Origin of the sequence: Nostocoides sp., assembly GCF_035343835.1 — a bacterium.
GTDB lineage: Bacteria > Actinomycetota > Actinomycetes > Actinomycetales > Dermatophilaceae > Nostocoides_A > Nostocoides_A vanveenii.
In genome coordinates this window covers 1-4,291 of sequence record NZ_DAOQZV010000256.1, presented here as the reverse complement: position 1 = coordinate 4,291, position 4,291 = coordinate 1, and the positions used below count along the sequence as shown (strand labels likewise).

7 protein-coding genes are annotated in these 4,291 nt (G+C 71.0%); 2 read left to right on the top strand and 5 right to left on the bottom strand.

From position 1 onward, the window contains the following. The 4 genes from PKH97_RS14290 to PKH97_RS14275 all read right to left on the bottom strand — a co-directional run. Window positions 1-242, bottom strand: a 242-nt coding sequence (locus tag PKH97_RS14290; RefSeq protein WP_324388222.1) for a PHP domain-containing protein, incomplete at its 3' end; no start/stop codon positions are given. A 240-nt stretch (window positions 243-482) separates the two neighbouring features. Then, entirely contained in the window at window positions 483-959 is a 477-nt protein-coding gene (locus tag PKH97_RS14285) for an SAV_6107 family HEPN domain-containing protein (protein WP_324388221.1), read from the bottom strand. A gap of 8 nt (window positions 960-967) precedes the next feature. Continuing rightward, complete coding sequence (locus PKH97_RS14280) at window positions 968-1,258, bottom strand: DUF6504 family protein (protein ID WP_324388220.1); 291 nt, start codon at window positions 1,256-1,258, stop codon at window positions 968-970. 465 nt (window positions 1,259-1,723) lie between these two features. Next, on the bottom strand, window positions 1,724-2,431 hold the full coding sequence (locus PKH97_RS14275) for a hypothetical protein (protein WP_324388218.1): 708 nt from the start codon (window positions 2,429-2,431) through the stop codon (window positions 1,724-1,726). Window positions 2,432-2,767: 336 nt separating this feature from the next. On the opposite strand from PKH97_RS14275, the gene PKH97_RS14270 reads away from it, so the two are divergent. Beyond that, a complete protein-coding gene (locus tag PKH97_RS14270; protein WP_324388217.1) occupies window positions 2,768-3,034 on the top strand; it encodes a hypothetical protein in 267 nt (88 codons plus the stop codon). Between the two features lie 29 nt (window positions 3,035-3,063). Here the strand turns inward: PKH97_RS14270 and PKH97_RS14265 are convergent, their stop codons facing one another. Beyond that, window positions 3,064-3,939, bottom strand: coding sequence for a helix-turn-helix domain-containing protein (locus PKH97_RS14265; RefSeq protein WP_324388216.1), 876 nt, complete (start codon window positions 3,937-3,939; stop codon window positions 3,064-3,066). Window positions 3,940-4,025: 86 nt separating this feature from the next. On the opposite strand from PKH97_RS14265, the gene PKH97_RS14260 reads away from it, so the two are divergent. Beyond that, window positions 4,026-4,291 (top strand): maleylpyruvate isomerase N-terminal domain-containing protein (locus tag PKH97_RS14260; protein WP_324388215.1); only part of this gene is annotated, 266 nt, incomplete at its 3' end.

Here is a 4,291-nt window from a genome sequence, read left to right as displayed (position 1 = left end):
GGATCGGGCGCGGCGTCGAGGATGCCACCGGCCATCGCCAGGTCGACGCCGAGCACCGGCGCGAGCCCGGCCTTGGCCGCGGCCTGGACGAAGCGGATCGCCCCATAGAGCCCGTCGCGATCGGTCAGGGCGATCGCCGGCTGGCCGTACTGCGCGGCCCGCTCGACCAGTGCCTCCGGGGTCGCCGCGCCGTAGCGCATCGAGAAGCCCGAGGCGAGGTGCAGATGGGTGAACTCGGTCATGGCAGGTCACTTGATGACTGAATGGGTTGAGATCTCTGAGGTCGGGTGCGCCCGTCGAACTGTCGGGTCGAGGCGATGGTGTCGGCTTGCTGGGCTCACGGGACAGCCGCGCATACACCGGTTCGTCACCATGACACCGGTTCGCCACGGCCACACCCGTCCGGACCGGTGCCTACGTGACAAACCCGGGTATGCGTGACAAACCCGTGCACGGGCGGCGCCGGGCACGAGACGCGCCCATCAGGACAGGGCCGGGGTCAGGCGAAGGGGTTCGGCGGCGCGGGTCAGGCCGAGCAGGCAGCGAACCCGGTCGTGGAACTCGCCGGCCGAGCGCACCAGGTCGTCGGCCTCGCGCACCGAGACCACCTGCCGGCCTTCGTCCACCGCCCAGCGCCGGGTGGCCGTATGCGCGAAGAACTCGGCCCACTCTCGCAACTCCGGCGCGACCGCGGGCAGCAACTCCCACAGATTGCGCGGGCCACCGGTGGAGCGCGTGCCGATCAGTTGCGGGCCGCGAACCGCCAGCACCGCGGCGGCCGCGCGCAAGGCGGCGAGCTGGGCGATGACATAGCGCTGCGCCACTTCGCCGGCGTGGCTGGCCTCGACCAGAGACGCGCTCGACCCGTCCAGCAGATCGAGCGCCGACGCCACCCGAGCCGCGTCGAATCGTGATTCGTGCACCGTCTTCTCCTGTCGCACAAGGGTTTCCGCTGTCATGGCCGACCTCAGTCCTGGACCCGCAGTAGCGTCCAGCTCGGGTAGGACTGGTCGACGTCGGTGTCCCGGCCGATGTCATAGACCCCCGTGCCCGTATGCCGGCCGGCGCTCGCCTCCACGCGCCAGACGGTCCGCTCCCCCGCCTGCGGCGCACCCACGGGGTCCTGCCACCACGAGCGGCGCTCGGTCCAGCGATCGACCAGGCCGCGCACGGCATACAGCCGGCCCCGCCAGATAAAGGCGGACATCACCTCGTCCTGGGCCTGGACGTGGACCGGTTCGTCATAGGAACGGGCCATGGGCGTCTCCTCGACTAAGGCAGGCTGCGATGGCCGGCCGCAGGGGGTCGACGACATCGCCGCCGGGCGGCTGAAGTAGGTCACCTAGAACGAATGTTCGTCGAACGCATGTTCTAGAACGACCATACTCCCCGCCGATGCATGACCGTCAAGCCCGGCCCGGGAAGATCCTCGGGCGTTTCGGCTCCTTGGCTCAGGGCAGCACCATCGGCTCCTCCGGGAGCGGCCGGCCCGACCGGTAGGGGCCGACCGGTAGGTGCCGACCAGCACCGACAGCGAGGCCAGGGCGTGCAGCCCGGCCAGCACCGCGATCGTCGCCCGGACGCCGAGGCGATCGCCGAGCCAGCCCGCAGCCAGCCCGCCGAGGGGCATGGCACCCGTGTTGACCAGGGACGACGCCGATCCCGGCGAGGGCAGCCCCCAGCGGCACCAGAGCGACCAGGATGCCGGGGCGGGACAGGGCGATCAGTTCGGGAGCAGCGAGATCTTTTGCCAGATCTTCCCGGACATGCCCGTCGTCATGGTCTCGATGGTGCTGATGGTGTCCAGGACGAGGGCGTCCTCGGACTCCTCGGCGCAGAGCGCCGCGACCTTGCCGATCAGGGAGAGCAACTCTGAGCAGTAGTCGAGATAGTGCTCCAGGTCGTCGCGGCCGAGGCCGGGGTCGACCGAGTGCGAGGTGGGGACGAAGTCGGGCCGCAGCCGCTCGGGATCCTTGGTGAGTTGGTGCATGTCGACGATGTGCGCGAGCGAGCGCAGCCGGTGCAGCGTCGCCAGCAGCCGGCCGCGCTCGATCCGCTCCGGCCAAGCGCGCAGGAAGAAGAGCGCGATGCCGGCGAAGACCAGGTCGTTGATCATCGACTCGATCAGCGGCACCCACTCGATCGTGGTGTCCGGCCCGTGCCGGATGGCATCGCGCACGGCCAGGAGAAGCAGGATCGAGGTCGCGGCGAGGATGAGGACGGAGCCGAGCCGCGCGGCATACGTCACTCGGTGCAGGCGCCGCCGGGCACCGTCACCTTCATGGTCGATCTTCTTGGCGATGGTGACGAGTTCATCGGCGACGTGGCCGAGATGGCGCTGCGGGAAGCGCGCCCGGATCCGGTCGGCAAGTCGGACGACCGTCGCGTGCACAAGCCCCGGATCGAGGCGCTCCATCCGGCGTTTCCCCACGGGCGCGAAGCCTATTGGGTCATCGACCCTGGCGGCCTCCGCAGGCCCGGATCCGCCGCGACAGCTTACAGTCCATCCGTGATGCACCAGGCCGTCGGACGGCTCGTATGCCGATCCTGACCTCTTCTGCGGGCTGCCCGGCGCGGGCAAGACGACGCTAGCCAAGCGCTTGGAGCAGGCCGGCCGCGGCGTGCGCCTGTGCACCGATGACTGGCAGGGCCCCCTGGGAGTGCCGCACGCCGACACCGACTTCCACGACCGGCTGCAGAGGCGGCTGTACGACCACGCGATGACCCTGCTGCTGACGGGGTGCGATGTGATCCTCGAGGACGGCCTGTGGATGCAGCGGAGCGGGAGCGGACCTTCGCCGATGCACGCGCCGCCGGCGCGAAAATCGACTTCCACATCTTCGACGTGCCCGTGGAGGAGCTGTGGCACCGCCTGACCCACCGTGCCGCCGCGGCCGGACGAGGCGACTACCCAATGACACTCGACGAATTGCGTTGGGCAGCGTCGCTTTTCGAGTCACCGATGGCCGATGAATTGCGCGGCGTGGACACGTGGACAAGGCACCAGGGCGGGTTGGATCCGCTGCCGGCCTGATGTCCGGCCGGGACCGTCACCGCTCGGGGCTAGAGGCGCGGACGGCCCTGGGCCACGGCATACGCGCTCGGGGTGGCACCGACGGCGGCGGTGAACTCGCGGCTCAGGTGCGCCTGGTCGCTGTAGCCGAGATCCGCAGCGACGTCGGCCCACCGCACCTCCTCCCCCCGCGCGACCCGCTCGGCCGCCTCGATCAGGCGCAGCCGGCGCAGCATCCAGGCCGGTGAGATCCCGGCATACTCCGCGAACAGCCGCTGCAGCGTCCGCACGCTCACGCCGGCGTATGCCGCGAGTTCCCCCACCAGCCGCAAGTCCGGGTCCGCGGTGGCCGCCTCGGCGATCGCGGCGACCTCGCGGGCCGTCCGAATCCGCGCCTGATCGGCCTGCGCCAGAAGGGGTTCCAGCGCGCTGAGGAGGTGCCCGGCTCGCTCGGCTCCGGTCGACGCCCGGGCCATCTCGGCCCCGAGGGCGGCCGAGTCCACGGGCAGCACGTGCTCCATCGGCACCTCGGCGTCGGTCCACTGCGCCACGGAGCCATTGACGAGCGCGCCGAAGCCGCCGACCGTCGTCTTGACGGCGACATTCCACCCCGAGCCCGACAACACGCGCGTGGTGCGCCGGGAGGCGACGCCGACGACGCGGGGGGCCACGGCATACGGGCCGGGTGGGGGGTTCGGGCCTGGCGGCGGCGTGGTGCCGACGCTAAGGTTCACGGCAGGCAGCGAGAGCACATCCTGGGCGTAGCTCTCCCCCGGCGGCACCTCCCAGGTGACCGACCAGGCCCAGTCGAGGATGCCCACCCACTGCGGCCCGACCGGGAAGCGCTCGAGCGTGACCCACTGACGCATCTGCCCCGGATAGAGGATCGCGCGGGTGTCGCGGCGCGGGTCGGGTGGAGTGGGCACGGCCGCCAGCCTACGGACGTATGCGGTGGCCCAAGTTGGCGCGAATCTTCAAGTCCCGGGCGGGCAGGCGGACATACCGTCGATGTATGACAACCGATGCACCCCCGCCCACCGATCACCAGGCCACCGCGGCCGAGACCCGCAACGTCCTGCTCGCCATCGCCGATCTGCTCGACGCGCTCCCCGCGGGCGCCGACGCCGACCCGACGCCCTGCACCGACTACTCGGTCGCCGACCTGCGTGAGCACATCGTCAGTTGGTCGACCGCCTTCGGCGCTGGGTTCCGCGACCCCGGCGGCCACGCGCCCGACGCGGCCGCCGTCCAGGTGGAGGGGACCGGGAGCGCCCAGGT